Origin of the sequence: Variovorax sp. 160MFSha2.1, from assembly GCF_048305075.1 — a bacterium.
GTDB lineage: Bacteria > Pseudomonadota > Gammaproteobacteria > Burkholderiales > Burkholderiaceae_C > Variovorax > Variovorax guangxiensis.
Map to the genome: position 1 here is coordinate 4,459,073 of NZ_CP157624.1, position 25,819 is coordinate 4,484,891.

Consider the following 25,819-nt stretch of genomic DNA (forward strand, 5'->3'; position numbering starts at 1 on the left):
CCGCCAGTCGAGTCCTGACGCCCGCCCTTTTCGGAGAAAACTTCATGGCCTACATCAAGAGCCGCAAACACCCTGTTGCGCGTGCCGTTCCACATCTTTCCGGCGCCGCCGCCGCAACGCTGATGGCCATTGCGGCTCCCGGCGCCCTGGCCCAATCGGGTGGGGCGCTGCCTGAAGTGCGCGTGCAGGACTCCGCAGTCACCGACTACAAGGCCGACAACTCGGCCAACCCCAAGTTCACCGCTCCTCTCGTGAACACGCCCCAGACCATCCAGGTCATCAAGGAACAGATCATTCGCGACCAGGGCGCGACCACGCTGACCGAGGCGCTTCGCAACACCCCCGGCGTGGGCACTTTCTTCCTCGGCGAGAACGGCAACACCAACACCGGCGACGCTGTCTTCATGCGCGGCTTCGACAGCTCCAGCGCGATCTTCGTCGACGGCATCCGCGACCTGGGCTCGGTCTCGCGCGACATCTTCAACATCGACCAGGTCGAGGTCGTGAAGGGTCCGTCGGGCACCGACGTGGGCCGCACTTCGCCCACTGGCTACATCAACCTCGTCACCAAGAAGCCGTCGATGGAAGACAGCTTCCTCGGCTCGCTGAGCTTCGGCAGCGCCGACTTCAAGCGTGGCAGCGTCGACTGGAACAAGTCGCTGAGCGGTGCCAACGGCATCGGAGCGGCTTTCCGCCTCAATGCAGTGAGCGAAGACGGCGGCGTGGCCGGCCGCGACTTCGTCAAGAACAAGCGCTGGGCGATCGCGCCTTCTCTCGCCCTCGGCCTGAACAGCCCGACGCGCATCTTCCTCGACTACCTGCACGTCAAGCAGAACAACGTTCCCGACGGTGGCGTGCCCACCATCGGCCTGCCGGGCTACACCACGCCCGACGCCACCGCGATCACCCGCGGCCTGGCCCGCCGCACCTACCTGAACTACGCGCCGCGCGTGGATTCGAGCAACTTCTACGGCACCAGCTCGGACTTCGACAACGTGACGGCCGACATGTTCACCGCGCGCATCGAGCACGACCTCACGCCCGACATCACCATCCGCAACACCACGCGCTACGGCAAGACGTCGCAAGACTACATGCTGACGTCGTTCATGGGCGGCGGACTGACCTCGACGAACGGCGTCGGCACCCTGCCCGCCGTGAATTCCGGCTTCATCAACACCGTCATCCCGACGATCCCGGCAAGCTGGACGATCACGCGCAACCTGCCCACCAACAAGGACCAGGAAAACACGATCTTCACCAACCAGACGAGCGTGTCGGCCAAGTTCAACACGGGCAGCATCAGCCACTCGTTCAACGGCGGCCTCGAATTCATCCGCGAGAAGCAGACCGCCAGCAACTTCTACGCACCGGGCTACGCGAGCGTGGGCACCACCCTCGCCGCGGCCGGGTCGTGGCCCGCTGCCAACCTGTACAACCCGAACCCGTACGTGGCCGGCTACAACCGCATCGCCAACGGCACCGGCTCGGACGGCAGCACCGACACCATCGGCCTGTACGCCTTCGACACGCTGAAGTTCAACGAGCAATGGCAGCTGACCGCCGGCCTGCGCTACGACCACTACTCGACCACCTACAACGCCACTGCGCTGACGCTGGCGCGCAGCGGCAACGGCCCGCAGACGTCGACGATCACGCCGACCAACCTGAAGCTGTCGGACAACCTGCTCTCCGGCAAGATCGGCCTGGTCTACAAGCCGACGGAGAACAGCAGCGTCTACGCGGCCTACGGTACCGCCGCGCAGCCCCCGGGCGGCGCCAACTTCCAGCTGGCCGCCGGCGGCACCGGCAACAGCGCCGGGCGCACCGACTTCCTTCCGCAGAAGGCCAAGACCTACGAACTCGGCACCAAGTGGGACGTACTGAACAAGCGCGTGGCCCTGACGGCGGCGCTGTATCGCACCGACGTGAGCAACGAGGTCGTGCAGGACTCCGTCACGCAGCAGTACTTCCAGACCGGCAAGAAGCGCGTGCAGGGCGTGGAACTCGGCGTGTCGGGCGCGCTGACCGACAACTGGGGCGTGAGTTCGGGCTTCACCACCATGAACACCCGTGTGCTGAGCGGCCCCTCGGTGCTGGCGGACGGCTCGACCGCGCTCGCCTACACGCCGAAGAAGGCCTTCACGCTCTGGACCACCTACCAGTTCCCGTTCGGCCTCACGCTGGGCGGCGGCGCGCGCTACAACGGCAAGCTGCAGCGCGGCACCGACGGCGCGGTGGGCACGCCAGCATATGTCGACTCGTACTGGGTGTTCGACGCGATGGCTTCCTATCGCATCAACAAGAACATCGACATCCAGCTGAACGTGTACAACCTGTTCAACAAGGACTACGTGGCGGCCATCAACAAGAGCGGCTACCGCTACACGCCGGGCATCCCCCGATCGGCCAAGATCACCGCGAACTTCGCGTTCTGACGGTCCTTCTCGCGTGCACCGGGCCAACCCGGTGCGGTGCGACACTCGAGCCCCGGCCCGCGCCGGGGCTTTTCTCATTGCGGAGTTCCTGAAAATGATGCTGCATGTGCCCGAAGTGCTGAGCCCCGAGCAGGTGCGCGAGATGCGCGCCGCACTCGACGCCGCGCAATGGACCGATGGACGCGAAACGGTGGGGGCGCAAGGGGCGCAGGTCAAGCGCAACCGCCAGCTGCCGGAGCATTCTCCTGTGGGCAAGGAGTTGGGCAGCATCGTGCTGGCGGCACTGGCGCGGAACCCGCTCTTCTTCTCGGCCGCTCTTCCATCGCGTTTCGTGCCGCCGCTTTTCAATCGCTACGAGGGAGGCGAGCACTACGGCGTCCATGTCGACGGCGCGGTGCGAGCCTTGCCTGGCACCGGGCAGCAATTGCGCACTGACCTGTCTTGCACCCTCTTCCTGTGCGATCCGGAAGACTACGAGGGGGGAGAGCTGGAGGTGATCGACACTTACGGTTCGCACGAGGTGAAGCTTCCGGCGGGAGACCTCATCCTTTATCCGGCGAGCAGCCTTCACCGGGTGCATCCGGTGACTCGCGGTGCGCGGATCTGCTCCTTCTTCTGGCTGCAGAGCATGGTCCGCAGCGATCAGCAGCGCGGGATGCTTTTCGAGCTCGACCAGAACATCCAGAAGCTTCGTGCACGCCTCGGCGAATGCGAGGAAACCGTGGCGCTGACAGGGCATTACCACAACCTGCTGCGGCTCTGGTCGGAAGTCTGACGCCAGGAAGCCGGGTGTTGCATGAATCAGTAACACATAGTTATTGTGAATGCGATGGATTCTTATTTATAATCGTCCACATCCAACAGCCAGCCAACTGCCGCTTTCACCGCCATGATCGTTTGTGTCTGCCGCCGAGTCTCCGACCGCGAAATCGCACGCCATGTGCGCGCCGGGATGACTTTCGACGAAGTGCAATTCGAGCTTGGCGTCGCCACCCAGTGTGGCCAATGTGAAGGTTGCGCGCGCGATATCGTCGCGCAGTGCAGCGCTTCGCACCCGGTTGCCGCATTGAATTGCGAATCGGGTCCGAGAGCGATCCAGCTTGCCAACTCCATCAAGGAAAGCAAAGCATGGAACTCGTCTCGGCACTCGGCGGCAGCCTGATCTTCGTCGCAGGCTCGGTCTGGTGGATCTTTCGCAAGTAGCGCCTGTGGCGTCTTCGTAGCGGTTTTGCTGCAATCGGGGCACCTTTGGGGGTGCCCGCATTCGAATGGTTGATCGTGTCTGACCGCTTCGCCCCCCCTCCTTCCCTCTTCGGCCTTTCGCGCAATGTCGTCATTGCCGGCGGGGTCGTCCTGTTTCACGCCGCTGCGCTCTGGGCGCTCCAGAGCGGGTTGCTGCGCCGTGCCGCCGAAGTGGTGATCCCCGTGGAGATCATCAGCCAGCTCGTCGAACCGCCCAAGCCGGCGCCGCCACCACCGCCCCCGCCTCCTCCGCCGGAGAAAAAGGTGGCCAAGGTGCCGCCGCCTCCGCGGCCCCAGGCGATCCGGGAGCCCAAACCGACGCCCGCGCCGAACGCCCCCACGGGCAGCGTCGAGCCGCCTCCGCCTCCAGCGCCCATTCCGCCACCCGCTCCGGAGCCGCCGCCGGCGCCGCCCCCCGCACCGCCGGCGCCCAAGCTGGTCGAAATCAGCGAAGGCCAGACGCAATACGTGCGCGAACCGCGCGTCGTGTTCCCTGCAATGAGCAGGCGCCTGGGCGAATCCGGCGTCGTGGTCATCGCGGTGTATTTCAACAGCGCGGGCATTCCCAAGCGGGCGGAAATCTTCAAGTCCAGCGGTTACGAGCGGCTCGACCAGGCCGCGCGCGAAGCGTTGATGTCTTCGCAAGTGACGCCATTCAAGCAACCGGGGGCCAACGAGGCCACGGTCTACATGCTGAAGGCGCCCATCCGGTTCAATCTTTCCCAGTAATTTTTTGGAGTAGTACGCATGGATTCTCAATTCGGCTTGATGAACGTCTGGAATCAGGGCGATTTCGTCACGAAGGCCGTGGCAGTGCTGCTGATCGGCATGTCGCTCGCGTCGTGGATCGTCATCATCGTCAAGGCACTCGACGTCATCCGTTACAAGCGTCTCGCCAAGCACTCGCAGGACTTCTGGCACAGCGAAGACTTCGCCACCGCCCTGAACAAGCTGGGCAAGGACGACAGCAACCCCTTCCGCGCACTCGCTCTCGAAGGCCGCGAGGCAGCCGCGCACCACCGCAACACCAAGGCCCACCTGCACGATGCGCTGGATGTGAGCGACTGGATCACGCGCGCCCTGCGCAACGGCATCGACGCCTTCACCGCCCGCCTGCAGACCGGCTTGGCGATCCTGGCTTCGGTCGGCTCCACGGCTCCATTCATCGGGCTGTTCGGCACCGTCTGGGGCATCTACCACGCGCTCATGAGCATCGGCTCGGCCGGCCAGGCAACCATCGACAAGGTGGCCGGCCCGATCGGCGAAGCGCTGATCATGACGGCCCTCGGCCTTGCCGTGGCCATTCCGGCGGTGCTGGGCTACAACGCGCTGGTGCGCGGCAACAAGTTCGTGCTGACCAAGCTCAACGCCTTCGCCCATGACCTGCACGCCTACTTCGTGACCGGCGCGCGTGTGCAAAGCGGCGGCAGCGATGCCATCGTCGTTCCGCTCAAGAAGGGCTGAGCATCATGGCCTTCGGAACACAAGACGAACCCGATGAGGTGATGAACGAGATCAACATGACGCCGCTGGTCGACGTCATGCTGGTGCTGCTCATCATCTTCATCATCACCGTGCCGGTGATGAAGCACGCGGTCAACATCGACCTGCCGCGCGCCACCAGCGAGCCGGAACAACCCAAGCCGCAGAACATCCTGTTCAGCGTGACTGCCGACGGCGCCTACTACTGGAACGAGCAGAAGATCGACGACAGCGAGTTGCCCGGTCGCTTGGCCGCAGAAGCCGCCAAGGAGCCGCAGCCCGAGCTCCACATTCGCGGCGACAAGGCTGTTCGCTATGAGCGAGTGGCCAAGGCGATGTCGGAAGCCCGCGAAGCCGGCGTGCGCAAGATCGGTTTTGTCACGGAACCCGACCCCAAGTGAGCTGAAAGAAAGAGAGCAAGCAAAAAAAGTTGATCGCGGCGATTGACTTCTATTTGCGAATCATTATCATTCACTCATCGCTTCGATAAGGGAACTACAGATGCCAGCCACACCGAATGCCTTTTCTGTTCTGAACCATCCTTCGCTCGACCAGTCGGGTGGCGGCCATGCGTCGATCCAGGCAACGCGTCCGGTGCCGATGCTCGAAAGCACGGAGCTTCTGAAAGGAAGCAAGACCGTCGGCATCATGCACAACGGCTCCCTCTATCGGCTGCAAGCCACCAAACTCGGCAAGCTGATCCTGACCAAGTAAGTCATCCAGCCCGCCCTTCGCGCAAGTTTCATCGTGGGGCGACTCAAGGAGATTCATCTCCGAAGGGTCGTTTTTTGCTAGCCAACGGTTCGCCGACTAGCCAAGCTTTTTTTCCATGCTGAAGCAGCCCAAACAAAAACGCCGACCTCGAAGTCGGCGTTTTGCTTTGTGCGGAGAAAACTCAGAGGCCCAGAGCCGCGATGCCGGCCTTGGCGATCTGCGCGTCTTCATTCGACTTCACGCCGCTCACGCCGACTGCGCCGATCACGTGGCCGTCCTTCACGATCGGCACGCCGCCTTCGAGCAGGCCCTGCACTTCAGGCGCCGTCAGGAACGCGGTGCGGCCGCCGTTGATGATGTCCTCGTAGACCTTGCTTTCGCGTCGCCCCATGGCTGCCGTGTGGGCCTTGGCGGGAGCGATGTGCGAAGACAGCGCCGCCGCGCCGTCCAGGCGCTGCAGCCAGAGCAGGTTGCCGGCGTCGTCCGAGATCGCGATGGTCACTGCCCAGTTGTTCTTGAGAGCCTCGGCTTCGGCCGCTGCGGCGATGGTCTTGACGTCGGCGAGTTCGAGGAATGACTTGGTCTTCATGATGGATGAGCTCAGTTTGCGTGAAACCCGAGAGCATAACGGCCATGGCGCCAGGGGCGCCTTCAGGGCTTGGGAACACCCCGCATACGGTTTTTCCGGTACCCCCTCTTGCGGCCCCCTAGAATGCGCCCAACTGCGTCATGCAGCAACCACAGGAGCTCCGGCCATGAACGACCGCGTTACCACCCTAGACACTTCTTCCGGCTACGGCCAGCCATTGGCGCAGGCCGAGCGCCAGCGCGTGCTGCGCAATACCTACTGGCTTCTCGCACTGAGCCTGCTGCCCACCGTGTTGGGCGCCTGGGTCGGCGTCAGCACCGGCATCACCCGCTCGCTCACCGGTGGCCTGGGCCTCATCGTCTTCCTCGGCGGTGCCTTCGGCTTCATGTTCGCCATCGAGAAGACCAAGAACTCCGCGGCCGGCGTGCCCGTGCTGCTGGCATTCACGTTCTTCATGGGCCTGATGCTGTCGCGCCTGATCGCGATGGTGCTCGGCTTCAAGAACGGGTCCGAACTCATCATGACGGCATTCGGCGGCACCGCTGGCGTGTTCTTCGTGATGGCCTCGCTGGCCACCGTCATCAAGCGCGACCTGTCGGGCATGGGCAAGTTCCTGTTCGTCGGCGCAATGGTTCTGATGATCGGCGCGATCATCAACGTGTTCGTCGGCTCGACCACCGGCATGCTGGTCATCTCGGTTGCCGCCATCGGCATCTTCTCGGCCTACATGCTCTATGACCTGAAGCAGATCATGGACGGCGGCGAAACCAACTACATCAGCGCCACGCTCGCCCTGTACCTCGACCTGTTCAATGTGTTCCAGAGCCTGCTGGCACTGCTGGGCATCTTCGGCGGCGAGCGCGACTGAGCGACGCACACGCGTCCAACGAAAAGGGCCCCTCCGGGCCCTTTTTCATTCCAACTCGAAAACCGCTATCGACTCCACGTGCGCCGTGTGCGGGAACATGTTTACCACTCCCGCATGGGTGCAGCGATAGCCCGCCTGATGCACCAGCAGCCCCGCATCGCGCGCGAGCGTCGACGGGTTGCAGCTTACGTACACGATGCGCTTCGGCGGCGTCCAGCCGTCGGTGCGCAGATCGCGCTGCTGATGAAGATCGGCGATGGCCTTGGCCAGCGCGAATGCGCCTTCGCGCGGCGGATCGACCAGCCACTTGTCGGCGCCGCCGTCGGCCACCAGCATCTCCGGCGTCATTTCGAACAGGTTGCGCGCCACGAACGTCGCAGGCGACAACTCGCGGCGAGCCGACGTGGCAGGCTGATTCCTCTTGAAGTTGTCGGTCGCGCGCGCCACCAGCGTGTCGCTGCCTTCGATACCCAGCACCTCGCGCGCCTTGCTGGCCAGCGGCAGGGTGAAGTTGCCGAGGCCGCAGAACCAGTCGATCACGCGCTCGTCAGGCTGAACGTCGAGCAGGCGCAACGCCTTGCCCACCAGCGCCCGGTTGATGTGCGGATTGACCTGCGTGAAATCGGTGGGCTTGAACGGCATCGTCACGCCGAACTCCGGCAACCGGTACGCCAGCGGCGTGCCACCCTCTTCCAGCAGCTTCACGGTGTCCGGCCCCTTGGGCTGCAGCCACCACTGGACGCCTTCGTTCTTCTCCGCAAAGGCCTTCAATCGGTCGATGTCCGCGCGCGAGAGTGGCTCCAGGTGGCGCAACACCAAAGCGATCGTGCCGAGCCGCGTGGAATCGGGCGCATCGCCGCAGGCCAGCTCGATCTGCGGGCAGGTGTCGCGCGCATCCATCGAGCCGATCAGCTCGCGCAACGGCATCAGCATCTCGCTGACCTGCTTCGGCAGCACCGGGCAAACCTGCATGTCGGCCAGATAGCGGCTCTTGCGCTCGTGGAACCCGATCAGCACCGTGCCCTTCTTGACCACATGGCGCACCGACAGGCGCGCACGATAGCGGTAGTGCCAGGCCGGCCCCTCGAGCGGCCGCAGCAGGTTCTCGGGCTTGACCTTGCCAAGGTGCCAGAGGTTGTCCTCCAGCGCGCGCTGCTTCACTGCCACCTGGGCGGCTGCATCGAGGTGCTGCATCTTGCAGCCGCCGCAGGCACCCGTATGCAGGCCGAAATGCGGGCAGCCCGGGCGCACCCGCTGCGACGATTCGCGGCGGATGGCAGTGACCGTGCCCTGTTCCCAGTTGTTCTTGCGGCGGTGGACGTTGAACCGCACTTCCTCGAACGGCAGCGCGCCTTCGATGAACACGACCATGCCGTCGGCCTTGTGCGCCACGCCCTGCGCATCGAGGTCGAGGGACTCGACCTTCAGCCATTCTTCGCCTGGATTCGCGGGGACTTTCTTTTCTTCGATGGATTCCGTCATCCCCCGATTGTCTCAGCGTGGCCGGATATCCCTAGAACAGCGCGTCACGCCCCACGCCGGAGCGGGCGAGCTGGCGCCGCATCTTGGCCAGCGCCTCGTTCTGGATCTGCCGCACACGCTCCCGCGTGAGTCCCAGGCGCACGCTCAGCACCTCCAGCGTTTCGGGCTCGCGGTCGTGGAGGCCGTAGCGGCCCTCCAGCACTTCGCGCTCACGTGCGTCGAGGGCCTGCACCCACTGGTCGAGCAGGCGCTCCACCTCGCGTGTGTGCGCCACGTCGGTCGGGCTGCCCTGCTCGTCCTCGGAGGCCACAGTGTCGGCCAGCGTGAACCCCTCGTCTCCCCGAGCGTCGCCAGCGTCCAGCGAGCGCGGGGCCTCGGACAGCGCCAGAAGCTCGGCCACGGACTGCACATCGCGCCCCAACAGCGCCGCGATGTCTTCCACCCGAACGCCGTCCGGCCGATGCACGAGAAATTCGGCGTCGCCTTCGAGCGTTCGGCGGGCCTTCAGCACTTGTTGCAGCTCGCGCACCACGTGCACCGGCAGGCGGATCGCGCGCGCCTGCGTCATGACCGCACGCTCCACCGACTGGCGGATCCACCAGGTCGCATAAGTCGAAAAGCGGAAGCCGCGCTCGGGCTCGAACTTGGTGATGGCGTGCATCAGGCCCAGATTGCCCTCCTCGATGAGATCGGACAGCGGCACGCCCCGCCCCAGATAGGCTTTGGCGATGTTGACCACAAGCCGCAGGTTGTGCTCGATCATCGACTGCCGCGCGGCGAAGTCACCGGCACGCGCGGCGCATGCGGTCTGGTATTCCTCGGCAGGCGTGAAGAGCTCGGTGCGGCGCACCTGGCGCAGGTAGATGGTCAGCGCGTCGGCGCCTTCGCCGCCGACCAGTTCACCCACGGCGCCCGTTGCGCTGTTCGTCGGCAGCGGAGCGTCTGCAGCCGACGCGTCCACGTCGTCTTCGGGAACGTGCGCACTCTCGCCGGGAGGCTCGGGATGGCCGTTGCCCGAAGGCATGCTGCCCCTGCCCGCCGACCCGCGCACAGGCAACTGCGTGCGGCGGGGGCGGGAGTCAGCCATGGCATCACCGGCTGGGCAGGTAGCGCGAGGGATCGACAGGCTTGCCCTGGCGGCGGATCTCGAAATGCAGCTTCACGCGATCGGCATCGCTGTTGCCCATTTCGGCGATCTTCTGGCCCTTCTGAACCGACTGGTCTTCCTTCACGAGCAGCGTCTGGTTGTGCGCGTAGGCCGTGAGGTAGGTGTTGTTGTGCTTCAGGATGATCAGGTTGCCATAGCCGCGCAGGCCCGCGCCCGCATAGACAACGCGCCCGTCAGCGGCTGCAAGCACCGGATCGCCCGCCTTGCCGGCGATGTCGTAGCCCTTGTTCTTCGATTCGTCGAAGCCGGCGATCAACGAACCGCTCGCCGGCCAGATCCAGCCCACGTCTTCGTCACCCGAACCGCCGCTGGCGGGGCTGGCCGGCGAAGCCGTGACCGGAGCCGACGGCTTGGTCGCGCCGCTGGACGGCGTGGACGGCACCACCACGGGCTGCGGCGGCACCGGCTTCGTGACCGCGCCTTCGGAAGGCGTTGCGGGCGCGGCCGCGACGGCAGTGCCCGAGCCGGTGGGCGGGATCACACGCAGCACCTGGCCGACTTCGATCAGATCGGGGTTGTCGAGATTGTTCCAGCGGACGATGTCCTGCCAGCGCTGGCCGGTCTCTGCGCCGATGCGGCGGATGGTGTCGCCGGGGCGCACTGCGTAGTAGCCGGGCTTGCCGTAGTTCTCGATGCCGGCAAGCGGCCTGCCATTGGCGTCGGTGGTGATCGGTGGGCCGCCGGGCACAGTCGCGGCTGGCGCGCGCGTCATGGTGCCGCGGTCTTCGACTGGTGCCGGCCCGCGAGGTGTGGAACAGCCCGCGATCACGAGCACAAAGGCCAACGTGACGCCAGCGAACCAACTCCGATTGCCAAAACCCTGCATTTGTTATTCCTTCAAGCGATACCGGATTTTAGGGGGACAAAGTGAACAGCCTCAAGAACGAGGCGCTCCAGTCCACGGGGAGTCTTGTCGATGACGACAAGGGCCTGTCCACCCTTCGCGGAATGCGTTGGCGCCACGATGCGGCCGCCCACCGCCAGCTGCTCGATCCACGCCTCGGGCACGGCCTCGCCACCTGCAGCGGCGATGATGCCGGCATAGGGCGCACCCTTGGCGTAGCCGATCATTCCGTCGCCCAATATCAGGTGGACGGTTGCGAGCCGGAAGGGCCGCAGGTTGGCGCGCGCCCGCTCATGCAAACCGCGCAGGCGCTCGATGCTGTAGACCTCGGTCGCCACATGGTTCAGCACTGCAGCCTGGTAGCCGCAGCCAGTGCCGATCTCGAGCACCCTGCCGAGCTTGCCCTCGGGCTTTCCCGCCAGGGCAGGAGCGCCCATGAGCAGTTCGATCATGCGAGCCACCACGTTGGGCTTGGAAATGGTCTGCCCCAGTCCGATCGGCAGGCTGGTGTCCTCATAGGCCTGGTTGACCAGAGCGCTGTCGACGAAGCGGTGGCGCTCCACTGCGCCCATCGCGCGCAGCACGCGCGCATCGGAAATGCCCTGCGCCGCGAGCTTCTGCACCATGCGCGCCCGCACGGCGTCGGACGCCATCGAAGGCGTGGACGGCACCACAGGCTTGACCGGCGCGGCGGGCATGCGCCCGCGCGTGGCGGCCGAGGCGGTGGGTGTCAGGCGAACAGGAAAACCGGGCCGCTGGGTGGCCATGTCAGTTGCCGAGACGGGCCACCGTCTCGCGCCATTGGCCAAGGTTGGCGTGATCGGTCAGGTCGATCTGCAGCGGCGTCAGCGCGATGTGGCCGGCCGCGGTGGCGTGGAAGTCGGTGCCTTCGCCGCTGTCCTTGGCGCCGCCGGCACCGGCGATCCAGTACATCGTCTCGCCGCGCGGGCTGTCCTGCGTGATCACCTTCTCGGCCGCATGGCGCCTGCCGAGGCGGCAGACCTTGACGGGCTTCAGCTCGTCGAACGGCAGGTTCGGCACGTTCACGTTGAGCAGAAAGGCTCCACCTTCGTGCATGCGCTCGCGCTCGATCTGCTGCACCAGACGCCGCGCCACCTGGCCGGCCGCATCCACGTGGGCCCAGCCCTTCTCAATCTGCGAGAAGGCAATGGCGGGAATGCCGAACAGGTAGGCCTCCATCGCCGCGCCGACGGTGCCCGAATAGATGGTGTCGTCGCCCATGTTGGCGCCGTTGTTGATGCCGGATACCACCAGATCGGGCCGGTAGTCGAGCAGGCCCTTGAGCGCGATGTGCACGCAGTCGGCCGGCGTGCCCGTCACGTAGCGGAAACCGTTGTGCGCCTCGCGCACATAGAGCGGCGCCGCCAGGGTCAGCGCGTTCGACTTGGCGCTGTTGTTGTGCTCGGGTGCGACCACCTCGACTTCGGCGATGTCCTTGAGTGCGTCGTGCAGAGCGACGATGCCCGGCGCCTGGAAGCCGTCGTCATTGGAAATAAGTATCTTCATGGTGCTTCTGGATGCACCGGATTGTAGGCGTCGGGTGCGTCGCAGCAGGGACAAGCCCGCCCTGCCGCGGCCCCTATCATGCCCGCAGTCATTGCCCCAACATTACCTGTCTGAAGGAGATCCCTGGCATGCACGCATGGCTTTGCGAAAACCCCGTCGGCGTCGACGCGCTGACCTGGAAGGAACTGCCCACCCCCACGCCGGGCCCGGGCCAGGTGCTCATCGAGATCAAGGCGGCGAGCCTGAACTTTCCTGATCTGCTGATCGTGCAGAACAAGTACCAGATGAAGCCGCCGCTGCCCTTCGTTCCGGGCTCCGAGTACGCGGGCGTCATCCAGGCGGTGGGCGAAGGCGTCACGCACCTGAAGGTCGGGCAGAACGCGGCGTGCCTCTCCGGCACGGGTGGCTTCGCCACCCACACTCTGGCACCCGCGGCGCTGTGCATGCCGCTGCCCGAGGGCTTCAGCCATGTAGACGCGGCCGCGTTCATCATGATCTACGCCACCTCCTGGCATGCGCTGATGGACCGGGCGCAACTGAAGGCCGGCGAAACCGTGCTGGTGCTCGGCGCTGCCGGCGGCGTGGGCACCGCGGCCATCCAGATCGCGAAGGCCGCCGGCGCCAAGGTGATCGCTGCCGCCTCCACGGACGAGAAATGCGAGCTCTGCCGCTCCATCGGCGCCGACGCAACGATCAACTACACGACGCACGCCCTGCCCAACGGTTTTCGCGATGCCATCAAGGCCGCGACCGACGGCAAAGGGCCGGATGTCATTTACGACCCCGTCGGCGGCGATTTTGCGGAGCCGGCCTTTCGCTCCATCGGATGGCGCGGCCGTTATTTGGTCGTCGGTTTTGCGTCTGGCCCGATTCCGTCTCTGCCATTGAATCTGACGCTGCTGAAAGGCGCCTCGCTGGTCGGCGTGTTCTGGGGCGATTTCGCCAAGCGCGAGCCCAAGGCCAATGCGCAGATGATGGCCGAATTGGCGCAGTGGTACGGCCAGGGAAAGATCAAGCCGGTGATCGACAGCACGATGCCGATGGCCGAATTGAAGGCCGCGTACGCCCACATGGGTTCGCGCGGCGTCAAAGGAAAACTGGTGATGGTGAACTGAGCGCACCGCCTTTCTGCGCTTCTTGCGCCCCAATAAAAAAGCCCGCATGAGCGGGCTTTTTTATTGGGCATCTGCCCAGCGAAAACAGGGGCACTTACTTGATCTCGTAATCGGAAAGAGACTTGCCCGCAGCCAACGCCTCGGTCACCCAGCGCGGCTTGCGGCCACGGCCGCCAGACCAGGTTTCGCCGGTCGGGCTGCGGTATTTGGCGGCGGCCTTGGCCGGAGCGGCGCTTGCACCGCGCTTGGCGGAACCAGCAGCGCGGCCGGTCAGTTTCAGATCGGAGGCCGTCAAACCGTATTCGGCGATCTTCCGGCGCACCTCTTCGATCACGCCGGCGCGTTCCTGGTTGCGCAGGTCTTCGGCCTGCTTGCGCAATTGCGCAATCTGCTCGTCGTGCTTCTTGATCTGGGAATTGATATCGGCGAGGGTCGAAGCCATTCTTGGACTCCTGAAATTGAAAACGGGGCGATTTTAATTCAGTTTACATTTGACACAAGTGCCTTAACGAGTGAAAAAACGGCGCCGCATTGCATTAGTGCAACAACTCGCAACATAAAGCGATGGGCACTGGTGAGCAGCCTATAGCTGGGCAAGAGAGAAAAAGAGGCTTCGGCGCGAAGGGTCCGCAGAAGATGCGGGGACCGAAAAAGACAACGCCGGGACAAACCCGGCGTTTTTGTTCCTTTGAATGTGCTATTGCGCAATAGCACGAAGGAGATATTTTGGGGTGGCTGATGGGACTCGAACCCACGACGACCAGAATCACAATCTGGGACTCTACCAGCTGAGCTACAGCCACCACAGAGCCTACGATTGTAGCGTTAAAAATCGCGGTTTTGACGGCGCAATGCACAAAGAGCCCGAAAGAGCAGCATTTCACCCCGCAATCGCCGATCCGCCCGGTGGCACGGCATCCGGAATCCTGATCAATCCATCGGATCTTTCGTGAGTACCGACCAGCAGTCCGCTGGCGACGGCATGTTCGCGCAAGCCGTCGACGACTTCGTCTCTTCCGGGCGTTTCGGAAAACTCGGGACGACTTGCCAACGCAAACAGCTGGAACGCATACCGATGCACTCCATGCCCAGGTGGCGGATCGGGCGGCAGCCAGGCCGCCTGCAAGGCCGAATTGCGTCCAACATGCAGCCCCTCTGCGCCCTCGTTTCCCTGGCTTGGAATCGCTCCTTCTGCCAGAGCCCCACTCTGCGGCTCCAGGTCCACCACGATGGCATGCACCAGCGGATTCGGCGTGGGCGAATCGGCGTCCTCCACGATCAGCAGCAACGATGTCGTGCCCACAGGCAGACCGCTCCACTGAAGCGGAGGCGAGACACCTTCTCCATCGGCGGTGCAGCGCTGCGGCAGCGGCGCATGGTCGGCGAACGCCATGCTGGCGAGTTCGATCGATCCCAGCCCCTCGCGCATTCCGAGGGTATTGAAGACGATGTTGTCCAGACCGGCACGCACGCCCTGCAGGGCCTGCCCAATGACTTCGGGTAGTTTTTCCAGCATGCGAATGGTGTACCGCCGCGCCAGTGGCGAATCTGTAGGACGCCGCGCAGCACCTGCGTCACGAAGTCGGGCACAAGTTCTCGGGTGCAGCGCCCGCTGCGCGGCAGCATCGGCCGGCACGCACAGCGCTCCGCTATCATGAATGCGCCCCTTGCGCAGGGGCATGGCTTACGGCCAGTTCCACCACTTCACCACACCAAAGGAATATCTTCATGAGCATCGTCTGGACTATCCTGATCGGGTTCGTCGTGGGTCTTGTGGCGCGGGCAGTCAAGCCGGGCGACGACTCCGCTGGCTTCATCGTCACCACCATCATCGGCATCGCCGGCTCGCTGATCGTCACCTACGTCGGTCAGTCGCTGGGCTGGTACACCGCGGGCCAGGGGGCTGGCTTCATCGCCTCCGTGCTGGGCGCGATCGTGTTGCTCTTCATCTACGGAATGATCAAGCGCAAGAGTTGATCGATACAGGAAAGAAGGCCGTGCCGCCTCGTGCGCACGGCCACCCAGCGATGCCCCGCAAAGCGCGCGCCAAGCATCATGTGTATGTGGTCGAGCTGGACGACCGCGTATGGAACAACGGCCGCTTCAGGCGCGCCAACCCCGACTACCAGCTCGGCAAACCCTTCGTCTACGTCGGCATGACCGGCCTGGACCCCGACATCCGTTTCGACAAGCACAAGGCCGGCATCCAGGCCAACAGCTTCGTGCAGGAGTTCGGCCTGCACCTGCTGCCCGCGCTCTACGAGCGCTACAACCCCATGACCTACGAGGACGCCCGGCTGATGGAAGTCGACCTCGGCATCGCGCTGCGCAAGGCCGGCTACGGCGTCTGGCAGGCCTGAGGCTCAGGCTGGCAATCAGGCGCCAGCCCTTCAGGAATAGGTGACCCAGTCCTCATACGCCGGCCCATCCAGATGCGGCAGCGTGTTGTACGTGACGAGCATGTGCCGCTTCGGCGTGAAGGCAAACTCCGTCACCGAGGTATTGCGGATGCGCAGGTTGAGCTCGATCGTCGTCTCCGCGCTCGTGCCCAGCACATGACCCACCGCCGTGCTGATCGGCCCACCGCTCGACACCACCAGCACCTTCGCGCCGTGGTGCCTGTCGCGCACGTGGTCGAGCGCCGTCGTCACACCCGCGAGAAAGTCGACATAGCTCGGCATGCCTACCGGCGAAGTCCTGCCCTGCATCCAGGCGCCCAGGCCTTCGCGCAGCAGACGGAAGTGATGGCGGTACATCTCGGGCGTATCGGGCTTCTGCAACTTGCCTTCGTGGATGGTGGCGATGACCGCCTCGCTGTCGTATTCGTTGAGGCCGGGCCACGGCAGCACGTCGTCGCGCTCCAGGCCGAGCCCTTTGGCGATGCCTTCCCAGGTCTGGCGATGGCGCCTGAGCGTGCCCGTGATGACGGCATCGAATTTCATGCCGCGCTCGCGCCAGTATTCGCCGAGGCGAGCAGCCTGCCGATGCCCGAGTTCGCTCAGGTTGTCATAGTCGGCAGCGCCGAAGCTGGCCTGCCCGTGGCGCACGAGGTAGAGGGTTCCCATGGGCGGAATTCTGGCAAGAAGCGAAGGTGTGGGTTGTCCCTCGTGCGACCTGTTCGCGCGGCAAAGAAAAAGGCCCGAGCCATTGGCCCGGGCCTTGTCTGCTCGTTCGCGGGGGGAGCGAAGCGCGTATCAGCGGCCCGCTGCAACCGGCAGCGTATCCGCCGGCTTCGGCACCAGGATCTCCGCCTTGAAGCGGTCCTTCAGCAGGTTGTAATAGGCAGCGTCTTCAGCGGCGGCCACGGACTGGCCGACCTGCGCCTGCTCCTGCTTCGCGAGCTCGGCCGGCGGCGGCGTGCGCGGAACCACCTTGGTCACGCGCACCACCGTGTAGCCCTGCGCGCCCAGGTCCACGCCAACGAGCACGGGCAGCTTGGAGGCGTCGGCACGCAACGCGGCGTCGATGACCGGCAGCGGCTGCGATTGCGCATCGCGGCGCGACACCGTCACGGGCGCGCCGAAGGTCGCGCCATCGGCCTTCGCAGTCCACGCGGCGAGCTTCGCTTCGCCTTCGGCCTTGGCCAGCACGGCGGCGCGCTCGGAGACGAGCTGCGCGCGGATCTTGTCCTTCACGTCAGCCAGCGGCACCGGATGCGCCGCCGTGTACTTCGTCACGCGGCCCGACGCGAGCTGGCTCGGGCCGACTTCGATCGCCTCGGTGTTCTGCTTGCGCTCGAGCGAGTCGGCAGCGAACAGCGCGCTCAGGAAGTTGCGGTTCGCCAGCGGGCCGTTGGTGCCCGGCGCGGGCGTTCGCGCGACGTTGTCGGCCGTGCGGATCGTGAGCTTCAGCTTCTCGGCCGCCGGCTTGAGGCTGTCGGGCGTCTGGTAGACCGCGTCGGTGAAGGTCTCGGCGGCCTTCGCGAATTCCTGCGTGGCCTGCTGCGAGCGCATGTCGTTCTCGATGGTCGCGCGCACCTGCTCGAAGGGCGGGATCACTGCCGGCTTGATGTCGGTCAGGTGGATGATGTGATAGCCGAATTCCGTTTCGACCACGCCGCTGATCTCGCCCTTCTTGAGCGCGAACATCGCGTCTTCGAAAGGCTTGACCATCGCGCCCTTCGTCACGAAGTCGAGATCGCCGCCCTTCTCCGCCGAACCCGGGTCCTGCGAATTCTTGCGCGCCACTTCGGCGAAGGTGTTGGGAGCCTTCTTCACTTCGGCCAGCAGTTGCTCGGCCTTCGCCTTGGCCTTCTCGCGGTCGGCAGCGGATGCGCTGGCCGGCGCGGTGATCAGGATGTGGCTCGCGCGGCGCTCTTCCTTCGTGCCGAAGCGCGAAGCGTTCTGCTCGTAGTAGGTCTTGAGGTCCGCCTCGTTCACGACGACGTTCTTCTTGGCCGCGTCGAGATCGAGCACCAGGTACTCGATGCTGGCCTGCTCGGGCGCCTGGAACTGCGCCGTGTGATCCTTGTAGTAGGTCTCGATGTCGGCATCGCTCACCGTCACCTTCGAGGCGAAGGCATCGGGCGCGAAGCGGGCGACCTGGATCTCGCGAGTGTCGTAGAAGGCGTTGATGGTGGTCGCGGCCAGTGCGGGCGGCGTGAAGGCCGTGGCCGAGATGCCCAGCAACACCTGCTGCGTCGCCATGTCGGCGCGCACGGAGGCTTCGTATTGCTCGGGCGTGCGGCCGGTCACGCGCTGGAAGCTTTCGCGGTCGAACTTGCCGTCGGGCGTGCGGAAGGTGGCGAGGCCCGGGTCCTGCGCGAAGATGCGCGAGAGGCGCTCTTCGGACACCGTCATGTTGGCCTTGGCCGCCGCAGCAGCCAGCACGCGGTCGCGCACCATGCGCTCCAGCGTGGCATAGCGCATGGCGTCGGACTCGAGGAGCGTCGGGTCGACGTTGGGCGACTGCTGGCGGATGCGGTCCGTCTCGACGCGGTGCTGCTGATCCCACTCGGGCTTGGTGATGTCGTGCCCTTCGATGCGCGCGACCTTCTCGTCGCGACCGAAGCCCTGGTAGCGCTCGACGCCGAACAACACGAACGACGGAATGATCAGCAAGAACAAGATGATCATCACGATCTTGTTGTACTTGCGGAAGGTATCAAACATGCTTGAACACTCTTTTTCGACAGCAGTCGGACGGCAATAAAAAAGGCGAACTTGTGGTTCGCCTTTGCATCGGGTGGTGGTGGGTGCTGAGGGGCTCGAACCCCCGACCTACGCCTTGTAAGGGCGCCGCTCTACCAACTGAGCTAAGCACCCCACCGGAAAACTCTCCGAGTCTAACGCCTCAGTTCAGCGCGTCTTTCAGCGCCTTGCCGGGACGGAACTTCGGGATCTTGGCGGCCTTGATTTTAATCGCGTCGCCGGTGCGGGGATTTCGGCCGGTGCGGGCCGCGCGTTTGCCTACTGCGAAAGTGCCGAAACCGACGAGCGAAACGGAACCGCCCTTCTTGAGCGTGGTACGAATGGCGCCGATGGTGGATTCGAGCGCGCGGGTCGCTGCGGCTTTGGAAATGTCGGCGTTCTTTGCGATGTGCTCAATCAGTTCGGTCTTGTTCACAAGGGCCCCTTGTAGAAGAAAAAAGTTGGTCGGCTTTCGTCAGCTGCGACCTGGCCGCAAACGGTGCGACACAAGAACCTGGCAGGCCTGACGCCTCGGCAGCGCGCTGCCAGCGAGGATTACAACCACTGGTCTGCAGGGTGTCAATAAGACGCGAGGCCATGCAGAGCAGCGGAGCGCGCGATTTTAGGGGCGTTTCGTGAAGTCCTTTTTCAAAGGCTCTCAAAGCGCATCGGCAATGGCCTTGCCCAGGTCGGCGGTGCTGGCAGTGCCACCGATGTCGGGGGTGCGCGGTGCTCCGCTTTGGGGCGCGAGCACTTTCTCGATGGTCGACAGGATGGCGTCGTGCGCCTGCTTGTGGCCCAGGAATTCCAGCATCATCGCGCCGCACCAGATCTGCCCGATCGGGTTGGCGATGCCCTTGCCGGCGATGTCCGGCGCCGAGCCGTGCACCGGTTCGAACAGCGACGGCATGGTGCGGTCGGGGTTGAGGTTGGCGCTCGGCGCGATGCCGATGGTGCCGGTGCAGGCCGGCCCGAGGTCGGACAGGATGTCGCCGAACAGGTTGCTCGCCACCACCACGTCGAAGAAGTCGGGCCGCTGCACGAAATGCGCGGTGAGGATGTCGATGTGGAACTTGTCGAGCTTGATGCCCGGGTAGTTCCTGCCCATCTCGGCCACGCGCTCGTCCCAGTAGGGCATGGTGATCGAGATGCCGTTCGACTTGGTGGCGCTGGTCAGGTGCTTCTTGGGCCGCGACTGCGCGAGCTCGAACGCGAACTTCAGCACCCGGTCGACGCCCACGCGCGACATCACCGTCTCCTGCACCACGATCTCGCGCGGCGTGCCCTGGTACATGCGCCCGCCGATGCTGGAGTATTCGCCCTCGGTGTTCTCGCGCACGATGTACATGTCGATCTCGCCGGGCTCGCGCGGCGTGCCGTCGCGGCGCACCACCGGCGCGATGATGCCGGGCATCAGGCGCGCGGGACGCAGGTTGATGTACTGGTCGAACTCGCGGCGGAACATCAGCAGCGAGCCCCAGAGCGACACGTGGTCCGGAATCTTCTCGGGCCAGCCCACCGCGCCGAAGAAGATGGCGTCGTGGCCGCCGATCTGGTCTTTCCAGTTGTCGGGCAGCATCTGGCCATGCTTCTCGTAGTAGTCCCAGCTCGAGAAGTCGAAGTGGTCGAACTTCAGGTCGATGCCGAATTTGCGCGCCGCAGCATCGAGCACGCGCAGCCCTTCGGGCATGGTTTCCTTGCCGATGCCGTCGCCGGCGATGACTGCGATTCTGTGGGTGCTCATGGAGTGTCTCCTGCGTGTGCGTGTTGCGAAGATGGAAGAAGAGGAAAGAAGGCCAGGGCCTCGGCGAGCAGTTCGTCCGGGGCCTCCTCGGGAACATAGTGGCCGCAGGGCAGGGCCCGGCCTGACACATCGGCGGCGCGCTCGCGCCACAGCGCCAGTACGTCGAAGGCCTTGCCGACCGCGCCGTGCTCACCCCACAGCACGCGCAAGGGCTGCTTCAGCTGCAGCCCGGCGGCGATGTCGGCTCGGTCGTGCACAAGGTCGATGGTGGCGGAGGCGCGGTAGTCCTCGCAGATGGATTCGGCCGTGCCCGCGATGGCGGCGCAGCGCTCGTATTCGGCCAGCACCTCGGGCGCGAAGGGCGCGAGGCCCGCGTGCCGACCGCCCATCACGCTGCGCACGTAGCGCACCGGGTCGGATGCGATCAGCGCCTCGGGCAGCGGCGGCGGCTGAATCAGGAAGAACCAGTGCCAGTAGGCCTTGGCAAAGCCTTCGGAGGTTTGCTCGTACATCGCGAGCGTGGGCGCGATGTCGAGCAGCAGCATGCGCTCGACCGCCTCTGGATGGTCCATCGCAAGCCGGTGCGCAACACGCGCACCGCGGTCGTGCGCCAGGATGCCGAAGCGCTCGAAGCCGTGGTGCCGCATGGCCGCGAGCGCGTCGAGCGCCATCTCGCGCTTGCTGTAGACCGCATGCTCGGCATCCGCCGCCGGCCGGCCCGAATCGCCATAGCCGCGCAGGTCGACCGCCACCACCGTGAACCGCTCGGCCAGCGCCGGCGCCACGCGGTGCCAGATCGCATGCGTCTGCGGATGGCCGTGGAGCAACAGCAAGGGAGCCCCCTGCCCGCCGATGCGTCCGTGAATGCGCACGCCGTTGCGCTCGATGTCGAAAGTGGGGAAGGAAAGAAAGGAAGTGGCCGTCACGGCGACGATTGTGCGTTGCGCCCCTCCTGCCATCAAGCAACAATCGGCCAATTCATACTTTCCGATCTGGCATGAATCAACCTTCGATGGAACGAAGCGACCTGGCGCTTGTGCTCGCGATCCGCGACCAGGGCAGCCTCGCGGGCGCGGCTGCCACGCTCGACGTGGTGCCATCCGTCGTCACCAAGCGGCTGGGCGCGCTGGAGGCTCGCCTGGGCCAGCGCCTGTTCGAGCGCACCACGCGGCGCCTCAGCGCCACGGCCGAGGGCGAGGCCATCTGCCTGCATGCGCGGGCGCTGCTCGAAGGGTTCGCCGCGCTGGAGAGCGAGCTTGGCGAACGGCAGAACGAGCTGACCGGCACGCTCCGGCTGGCTGCCACCTTCGGCTTCGGCAGGCTCTGGCTGGGCCCGGCGCTGGCCGCCTTCCAGGCGCGGCATCCGGCGCTGCAGATAGAGCTGGTGCTCACCGAGCAACTGCCCGATCTCGGCGCCGAGGGCTACGACGGCGCGGTGTGGCTCTGGGCCGTGCAGCAGCGCCACGCTGCCGACTGGGTCTCGCGGCGCATCGCGCGCAACCAGCGCGTGCTGGCCGCCGCGCCCGACTACCTGAAGCGCCGTGGCACGCCAGCCACCATCGAGGCGCTGTCCTCGCACGACTGCCTGGTCGCCCGCGAGAACGGCGACGCCGCCGGCCAGCGCCAGCACGCGGTCTGGACGCTGCGCCATGCGCGCGACGGCAGCACGGCGCGCGTGCGCGTGCAGGGGCCGCTGGCCAGCAATTCGGGCGAGATGGTGCGCGACTGGTGCATGGCCGGGCACGGCATCATGCTGCGCAGCTTGTGGGACATCGCACCGCAGCTCGCGAGCGGCGAGCTTGTGCGCCTGCTGCCGCAGTACGCGATGGCGGAGGCCGACATCCACTGGATCGCGCCCTGGCGGCCGAAGACGCCGCGCCGCGTGCGACTGCTGGTCGACCACCTCGTCGAGCAGTTCCGCAGCGAGCCCTGGAAGCCGGGCAAGGCCGAATCACGCTAGATATAAGAAAGGAAGGCAGCTCAGCGGCTGCCGCTTCGCACCACGAGGCTCACCCCCACGGCGGTAAGCCCGATGCCCAGCACCGTCACCAGCGTGATCGGCTCGGCGAACAGCAGCCACGCCATCACTGCCGTACAGGGCGGCACCAGATAGAGCAGGCTGGTGACGGCGGTCGCCGTTCCACGCTGGATCAGCATGTAGAGCAGCGAGCTGCCACCCAGCGACAGCGCCAGCACCGACCAGGCCATCGCGCCGCCGGAATGCAGGTTCCACTGGATGCTGTCCGTCTCCAGCGCCGCGAACGGCAGGGTGACGAGCACGGCAGCCGCCATCTGCACGGCGCTCGCGCTGCGCACGTCGCAGGGCGCGACGAAGCGCTTCTGGTACAGCGTGCCCGCGGTGATCGACAGCAGCGCCATCAGCGCGAGCGACATCGTCTCCACGCTGACCTCGCCGCCCTGCCCCAGCTTGCGCAGCACAACCAGTACCAGGCCGGCGAAGCCCAATCCCAGCCCGACCCACTGGCGCCCCGTGATTCGCCCGCCGGTGAAGGAGAGCCACACGGCCGTCAGCACCGGCTGGATACCGACCAGCAGCGCCACCAGCCCCGCGCCCATGCCTTCGCGCACTGCGGCCCAGACGCCGCCGAGGTAGCCCGCCTGCATCAGGATGCCGGTGACGGCCAGGTGCGCCCACTGGGCCCGCTGCTTCGGCCATTCGACCCGCGCCAGCGCGACCCACGCGGCGAAGCAGGCCAGCGAGAGCGCGAAGCGCACGGCGAGGAACTTGAGGGGTGGCGCGTACGGCATGCCGTAGCGCGCGACGATGAAACCCGTGCTCCAGATCAGCACGAAGACCGCGGGCATCGCCCGCAGCCAGCCCGCGCCGCGGGCCGGGGTTGCCGGTGTCATTTGATTATTTGGTTCGGGCCCGGATTTCCGGAATGGCCTTCTGCAGGTAATACACCATCGACCAGATGGTGAGCACGGCCGAGATCCAGATCAGCCACTGGCCCCAGGCGCCGGTGTCGATCACGCCGAACAGCCGTCCGTCATAGAGCAGGAAGGGAATGGCGATCATCTGCACGGTCGTCTTGACCTTGCCGATCATGTGCACCGCCACACTCTTGCTGGCGCCGATCTGCGCCATCCATTCGCGCAGCGCCGAGATGGCGATCTCGCGGCCGATGATGATCAGCGCCACGAACACGTCGGCCCGGTTCAGGTGCACCAGCACCAGCAAAGAGGCGCACACCAGGAACTTGTCGGCCACCGGATCGAGAAAGGCCCCGAAGGCCGAGGTCTGGTTGAGCCGGCGTGCCAGGAAGCCGTCGAGCCAGTCGGTGGCGGCGAAGACGATGAACATGACCGTGGCGATCAGGTTGCGCATCGGCTCGGCCATCGGCAGGTAGAACACACCGACGATCAAAGGGATCGCGACGATGCGCGTCCAGGTCATGATGGTCGGCAGGGTCCAGAACATCGCTTGATTGTGTCATGGCCGCGGTAACCCCCTGCGGGGGTCGCGCGATCGATCGGTCAGTGCAGCGCCTTGTAGATTTCTTCCGCCAGGTCTGAGGCGATGCCCTCGACCGAGGCGATGTCCTCGATGCTCGCCGCCGCCACGCCCCGGATGCCGCCGAAACGCTGCAGCAGGCGCGCGCGCCGCTTGGGCCCGATGCCCGGGATGTCTTCGAGCTGGCTGCCGCCCACGCGCACCTTGGCACGCTTGGCCCGCATGCCGGTGATGGCGAAGCGGTGCGCCTCGTCGCGGATCTGGGCCACCAGCATCAACGCGGCCGAGTCCTTGCCGAGGTAGACCTTCTCGCGGCCGTCGGCGAACACCAGCTCCTCGAGGCCCACCTTGCGGCCCTCGCCCTTCTCGACCCCCACGATCAGCGACAGCGGCAGGCCCAGTTCGCCGAACACCTCGCGCGCCATCGACACCTGCCCCTTGCCGCCATCGACCAGCACCAGGTCGGGCATGCGGGCGGTGCGCGGCTTGGGCGGCGCCTCGCTGCCGTCGCTTTCGGCATCGCCCGGAGGCAGGGCGTCGGTCTCGGCGGCCATGGCCTCGGCCAGCTTGCCGTAGCGGCGGTGCAGCACCTGGCGCATGGCGGCGTAGTCGTCGCCGGGCGTGATGCCCTCGATGTTGTAGCGGCGGTACTCCTTGTTCTGCATGGCGTGGTGCTCGAACACCACGCAGGAGGCCTGCGTCGCCTCGCCCGCGGTGTGCGAGATGTCGAAGCATTCGACGCGGAAGTTGTCGAGGTCGTCCGAAGCCAGCTCCAGCGCGTCGGCCAGCGCGCGCGTGCGCGCCTGCTGCGAGCCCTCTTCGGCCAGCAGCCGGGCCAGCTGAAGCTTGGCGTTGGTCTCGGCCATTTCCAGCCAGTGGCGGCGCTGCTCGCGCGGCTGGAACACCGCCGTCACGCGCGAGCCGGCCTGCTGCGAGATGGCCTCGATCAGCTCCCGGCTCACCTGCTCGCTCAGCACCAGCGTGGCAGGCACGGGCACGTCGATGTAGTGCTGGGCGATGAAAGCCTCGAGCACCTGCACCTCGACCGGATCCGCGACGGCTGGCGGCGCGCCCTCCTCGTCGTCGAGCTCGCCGTGATGGATCTGCGCCGCGTCTTCCACGTGCACCGGGAAGTACGGCCGGTCGCCCAGGTGCCGCCCGCCGCGCACCATCGCGAGGTTCACGCAGGCCTTTCCGCCCTGCACCTTCACCGCGAGGATGTCGACGTCCTTGTCGGATGCGATCTCGATGGACTGCTGGTGCAGCACGCGCGAGATGGCCGACATCTGGTTGCGCAGATCGGCCGCCTGCTCGAATTCGAGCTTCTCGGCATGCGCCGTCATGCGCTGCTCGAGCTTGGAGAGCACGAACTGCGTGTCACCCATCAGGAAGGCTTCGGCGCTGGCGACGTCCTGCGCATAGGCCTCGGGGCCGATGTGGCCCACGCAGGGGCCGCTGCAGCGCTTGATCTGGTACAGCAGGCAGGGCCGCGTGCGGTTTGCGTACACCGTGTCCTCGCAGGTGCGCAGTCGGAACACCTTCTGCAGCAGCTGGATGGATTCCTTCACCGCCCATGCGCTCGGATACGGCCCGAAATAGCGGTGCTTCTTGTCGACCGCGCCGCGGTAGTAGGCCAGCCGCGGAAACTGGTGCGAGGCGATCTTCAGGTAGGGGTAGCTCTTGTCGTCGCGAAACAGGATGTTGTAGCGCGGCTTGAGCGTCTTGATGAGATTGTTCTCGAGCAGCAGCGCCTCGGCCTCGGAGCGCACCACCGTGGTTTCCATGCGCACGATCTTCGAGATCATGTGCCCGATGCGCGTGCCGCCGTGGTTCTTCTGGAAGTAGTTGGCGACCCGCTTCTTCAGGTTGCGCGCCTTGCCCACGTAGAGAACCGCCCCGGCCGCGTCGAAATAGCGGTACACGCCGGGCAGTTGCGGCAGGGCCGCGACTTCGCTGAGCAGTTGTTCGGAATGCACGTCTGACATGGCGGCTATTGTGGCGC

The 25,819-nt window shown here is 65.5% G+C and carries 28 protein-coding genes and 2 tRNA genes; 12 read left to right on the forward strand and 18 right to left on the reverse strand.

Annotated elements, in window-relative coordinates:
* The first annotated feature begins 44 nt into the window (after positions 1 to 44).
* From ABL838_RS20280 to hemP, 7 genes are all read left to right on the forward strand, one after another.
* Positions 45 to 2,438 (forward strand): catecholate siderophore receptor Fiu, encoded by a 2,394-nt coding sequence (locus ABL838_RS20280; RefSeq protein WP_418121628.1) that lies wholly within the window; start codon positions 45 to 47, stop codon positions 2,436 to 2,438.
* A 94-nt stretch (positions 2,439 to 2,532) separates the two neighbouring features.
* Complete coding sequence (locus tag ABL838_RS20285) at positions 2,533 to 3,213, forward strand: Fe2+-dependent dioxygenase (protein ID WP_126025894.1); 681 nt, start codon at positions 2,533 to 2,535, stop codon at positions 3,211 to 3,213.
* A 114-nt stretch (positions 3,214 to 3,327) separates the two neighbouring features.
* The gene (locus tag ABL838_RS20290; RefSeq protein ID WP_126025895.1) at positions 3,328 to 3,600 is read left to right on the forward strand and encodes a (2Fe-2S)-binding protein; all 273 of its coding nucleotides are present in this window, start codon (positions 3,328 to 3,330) and stop codon (positions 3,598 to 3,600) included.
* A 116-nt stretch (positions 3,601 to 3,716) separates the two neighbouring features.
* Positions 3,717 to 4,409, forward strand: coding sequence for an energy transducer TonB (locus ABL838_RS20295; RefSeq protein ID WP_311737056.1), 693 nt, complete (start codon positions 3,717 to 3,719; stop codon positions 4,407 to 4,409).
* Positions 4,410 to 4,427: 18 nt separating this feature from the next.
* Positions 4,428 to 5,144: a MotA/TolQ/ExbB proton channel family protein gene (locus tag ABL838_RS20300; protein WP_126025897.1), complete on the forward strand. Its 717-nt coding sequence runs from the start codon at positions 4,428 to 4,430 to the stop codon at positions 5,142 to 5,144.
* A 5-nt stretch (positions 5,145 to 5,149) separates the two neighbouring features.
* Complete coding sequence (locus ABL838_RS20305; protein ID WP_126025898.1) at positions 5,150 to 5,563, forward strand: ExbD/TolR family protein; 414 nt, start codon at positions 5,150 to 5,152, stop codon at positions 5,561 to 5,563.
* 100 nt (positions 5,564 to 5,663) lie between these two features.
* A complete protein-coding gene (gene hemP, locus ABL838_RS20310) occupies positions 5,664 to 5,876 on the forward strand; it encodes a hemin uptake protein HemP (protein ID WP_019655899.1) in 213 nt (70 codons plus the stop codon).
* A 181-nt stretch (positions 5,877 to 6,057) separates the two neighbouring features.
* On the opposite strand, the gene ABL838_RS20315 is transcribed toward hemP, so the two are convergent.
* The gene (locus ABL838_RS20315) at positions 6,058 to 6,465 is read right to left on the reverse strand and encodes a GlcG/HbpS family heme-binding protein (protein WP_081268676.1); all 408 of its coding nucleotides are present in this window, start codon (positions 6,463 to 6,465) and stop codon (positions 6,058 to 6,060) included.
* A 166-nt stretch (positions 6,466 to 6,631) separates the two neighbouring features.
* Here ABL838_RS20315 and ABL838_RS20320 point away from each other — a divergent pair, with 166 nt between their 5' ends.
* Positions 6,632 to 7,333, forward strand: a complete 702-nt coding sequence (locus tag ABL838_RS20320) for a Bax inhibitor-1/YccA family protein (protein ID WP_126025899.1) — start codon at positions 6,632 to 6,634, stop codon at positions 7,331 to 7,333.
* 45 nt (positions 7,334 to 7,378) lie between these two features.
* On the opposite strand, the gene rlmD is transcribed toward ABL838_RS20320, so the two are convergent.
* Genes rlmD through surE form a run of 5 tightly spaced genes read right to left on the reverse strand, consistent with a single transcriptional unit; the run spans position 7,379 to position 12,354 of the window.
* Entirely contained in the window at positions 7,379 to 8,815 is a 1,437-nt protein-coding gene (rlmD, locus tag ABL838_RS20325) for a 23S rRNA (uracil(1939)-C(5))-methyltransferase RlmD (protein ID WP_418121629.1), read from the reverse strand.
* A 31-nt stretch (positions 8,816 to 8,846) separates the two neighbouring features.
* Complete coding sequence (locus tag ABL838_RS20330; protein ID WP_418121630.1) at positions 8,847 to 9,902, reverse strand: sigma-70 family RNA polymerase sigma factor; 1,056 nt, start codon at positions 9,900 to 9,902, stop codon at positions 8,847 to 8,849.
* Positions 9,903 to 9,906: 4 nt separating this feature from the next.
* Positions 9,907 to 10,809 carry a peptidoglycan DD-metalloendopeptidase family protein gene (locus ABL838_RS20335; RefSeq protein ID WP_418121631.1) on the reverse strand — a complete coding sequence of 301 codons (903 nt, stop codon included), beginning with the start codon at positions 10,807 to 10,809 and terminating at the stop codon, positions 9,907 to 9,909.
* Between the two features lie 11 nt (positions 10,810 to 10,820).
* Positions 10,821 to 11,594, reverse strand: coding sequence for a protein-L-isoaspartate(D-aspartate) O-methyltransferase (locus ABL838_RS20340; RefSeq protein ID WP_369661578.1), 774 nt, complete (start codon positions 11,592 to 11,594; stop codon positions 10,821 to 10,823).
* 1 nt (position 11,595) lies between these two features.
* Positions 11,596 to 12,354 carry a 5'/3'-nucleotidase SurE gene (gene surE / locus ABL838_RS20345; protein WP_126024945.1) on the reverse strand — a complete coding sequence of 253 codons (759 nt, stop codon included), beginning with the start codon at positions 12,352 to 12,354 and terminating at the stop codon, positions 11,596 to 11,598.
* 128 nt (positions 12,355 to 12,482) lie between these two features.
* On the opposite strand from surE, the gene ABL838_RS20350 reads away from it, so the two are divergent.
* Positions 12,483 to 13,469 (forward strand): NADPH:quinone oxidoreductase family protein, encoded by a 987-nt coding sequence (locus ABL838_RS20350; RefSeq protein ID WP_418125887.1) that lies wholly within the window; start codon positions 12,483 to 12,485, stop codon positions 13,467 to 13,469.
* A gap of 94 nt (positions 13,470 to 13,563) precedes the next feature.
* Here the strand turns inward: ABL838_RS20350 and ABL838_RS20355 are convergent, their stop codons facing one another.
* The 3 genes from ABL838_RS20355 to ABL838_RS20365 form a co-directional block, all read right to left on the reverse strand.
* Positions 13,564 to 13,911, reverse strand: coding sequence for an H-NS family nucleoid-associated regulatory protein (locus ABL838_RS20355; protein WP_126024944.1), 348 nt, complete (start codon positions 13,909 to 13,911; stop codon positions 13,564 to 13,566).
* Between the two features lie 285 nt (positions 13,912 to 14,196).
* A tRNA-His gene (locus tag ABL838_RS20360) sits at positions 14,197 to 14,272 on the reverse strand.
* Between the two features lie 77 nt (positions 14,273 to 14,349).
* Entirely contained in the window at positions 14,350 to 15,150 is an 801-nt protein-coding gene (locus ABL838_RS20365; protein ID WP_418121632.1) for a YbhB/YbcL family Raf kinase inhibitor-like protein, read from the reverse strand.
* A gap of 47 nt (positions 15,151 to 15,197) precedes the next feature.
* Here ABL838_RS20365 and ABL838_RS20370 point away from each other — a divergent pair, with 47 nt between their 5' ends.
* Both ABL838_RS20370 and ABL838_RS20375 read left to right on the forward strand, forming a co-directional pair.
* Positions 15,198 to 15,446 (forward strand): GlsB/YeaQ/YmgE family stress response membrane protein, encoded by a 249-nt coding sequence (locus tag ABL838_RS20370; protein WP_019655888.1) that lies wholly within the window; start codon positions 15,198 to 15,200, stop codon positions 15,444 to 15,446.
* Positions 15,447 to 15,496: 50 nt separating this feature from the next.
* Entirely contained in the window at positions 15,497 to 15,829 is a 333-nt protein-coding gene (locus tag ABL838_RS20375) for a hypothetical protein (RefSeq protein WP_126472778.1), read from the forward strand.
* Between the two features lie 30 nt (positions 15,830 to 15,859).
* Here ABL838_RS20375 and ABL838_RS20380 read toward each other — a convergent pair whose 3' ends face one another.
* The 6 genes from ABL838_RS20380 to ABL838_RS20405 form a co-directional block, all read right to left on the reverse strand.
* Entirely contained in the window at positions 15,860 to 16,534 is a 675-nt protein-coding gene (locus ABL838_RS20380) for a histidine phosphatase family protein (RefSeq protein ID WP_418121633.1), read from the reverse strand.
* 129 nt (positions 16,535 to 16,663) lie between these two features.
* Positions 16,664 to 18,580 (reverse strand): SurA N-terminal domain-containing protein, encoded by a 1,917-nt coding sequence (locus tag ABL838_RS20385; RefSeq protein ID WP_418117098.1) that lies wholly within the window; start codon positions 18,578 to 18,580, stop codon positions 16,664 to 16,666.
* A gap of 77 nt (positions 18,581 to 18,657) precedes the next feature.
* Positions 18,658 to 18,733 (reverse strand) — tRNA-Val (locus ABL838_RS20390).
* Between the two features lie 28 nt (positions 18,734 to 18,761).
* The gene (locus tag ABL838_RS20395; RefSeq protein ID WP_007830705.1) at positions 18,762 to 19,034 is read right to left on the reverse strand and encodes an HU family DNA-binding protein; all 273 of its coding nucleotides are present in this window, start codon (positions 19,032 to 19,034) and stop codon (positions 18,762 to 18,764) included.
* Between the two features lie 222 nt (positions 19,035 to 19,256).
* Positions 19,257 to 20,342 carry a tartrate dehydrogenase gene (locus tag ABL838_RS20400; protein ID WP_126024940.1) on the reverse strand — a complete coding sequence of 362 codons (1,086 nt, stop codon included), beginning with the start codon at positions 20,340 to 20,342 and terminating at the stop codon, positions 19,257 to 19,259.
* Positions 20,339 to 21,301 (reverse strand): alpha/beta fold hydrolase, encoded by a 963-nt coding sequence (locus ABL838_RS20405; protein ID WP_418121634.1) that lies wholly within the window; start codon positions 21,299 to 21,301, stop codon positions 20,339 to 20,341. The genes ABL838_RS20400 and ABL838_RS20405 overlap by 4 nt, the downstream gene beginning before the upstream one ends.
* A 53-nt stretch (positions 21,302 to 21,354) precedes the next feature.
* Here ABL838_RS20405 and ABL838_RS20410 point away from each other — a divergent pair, with 53 nt between their 5' ends.
* Positions 21,355 to 22,302: a LysR substrate-binding domain-containing protein gene (locus ABL838_RS20410; RefSeq protein WP_165909713.1), complete on the forward strand. Its 948-nt coding sequence runs from the start codon at positions 21,355 to 21,357 to the stop codon at positions 22,300 to 22,302.
* Between the two features lie 20 nt (positions 22,303 to 22,322).
* Here the strand turns inward: ABL838_RS20410 and ABL838_RS20415 are convergent, their stop codons facing one another.
* Genes ABL838_RS20415 through uvrC form a run of 3 tightly spaced genes read right to left on the reverse strand, consistent with a single transcriptional unit; the run spans position 22,323 to position 25,802 of the window.
* Positions 22,323 to 23,213, reverse strand: coding sequence for a DMT family transporter (locus ABL838_RS20415; protein WP_184641359.1), 891 nt, complete (start codon positions 23,211 to 23,213; stop codon positions 22,323 to 22,325).
* 4 nt (positions 23,214 to 23,217) lie between these two features.
* Positions 23,218 to 23,784: a CDP-diacylglycerol--glycerol-3-phosphate 3-phosphatidyltransferase gene (gene pgsA, locus ABL838_RS20420; RefSeq protein WP_126184980.1), complete on the reverse strand. Its 567-nt coding sequence runs from the start codon at positions 23,782 to 23,784 to the stop codon at positions 23,218 to 23,220.
* Positions 23,785 to 23,840: 56 nt separating this feature from the next.
* Positions 23,841 to 25,802 (reverse strand): excinuclease ABC subunit UvrC, encoded by a 1,962-nt coding sequence (gene uvrC / locus ABL838_RS20425; protein ID WP_418121635.1) that lies wholly within the window; start codon positions 25,800 to 25,802, stop codon positions 23,841 to 23,843.
* Between the last annotated feature and the right edge of the window lie 17 nt (positions 25,803 to 25,819).